Source organism: Clavibacter lycopersici, from assembly GCF_003576405.1.
Lineage (GTDB): Bacteria > Actinomycetota > Actinomycetes > Actinomycetales > Microbacteriaceae > Clavibacter > Clavibacter lycopersici.
This window is the reverse complement of record NZ_QWGT01000551.1, coordinates 1-455: the sequence shown is the minus strand read 5'-3', so window position 1 is coordinate 455 and position 455 is coordinate 1. Positions and strand designations below refer to the sequence as shown.

The following is a 455-nucleotide window of genomic DNA, read 5'->3' as shown; positions in this document are numbered from 1 at the left end:
GCCCGCTCGTAGCGCGGATCCGCCGTCAGCTGCCCGAGCACGCGCGCCGCCGACGCCGCCGCCGTGAGGCCCGACGGGTACGCGCCCTCGGACGGGTCGGCGGCGAGGTCGAGGCCGAAGCCCGCGAGCACCGGATCCGCGCCCGTCGGCACCCGGAACCCCGCTGCGCCCGGCTGCGGGTCGGCGTCCGCCGCCGCGATCAGCGCGTCCACGATCCAGCGGGCGCGCACCGCGTACGCCACCTCGCCCGTCGCGAGCGCGAGCGCGAGCAGCCCGTCGGCGAGCATCCCGTGGTCCTCGAGCGTCGCGACCGCAGGCGACACGCGGCGGTCGATGGACGCGCGCACGAGCGACCCGTCGGCGCGCACGTGCTCGGCCTGCAGCTTGCTCAGCACACGGCGCGGGTTCCGCATCAGGTAGCGCAGCAGCTCGAACTCGGTCGCGGTGAGCTCGAT

The 455-nt window shown here is 76.9% G+C and carries 1 pseudogene; it reads right to left on the bottom strand.

Features of this window, described 5'->3' with window-relative positions:
• Positions 1–455 (bottom strand): annotated as a pseudogene (locus tag DZG00_RS16485) (hypothetical protein); the annotation flags it as partial.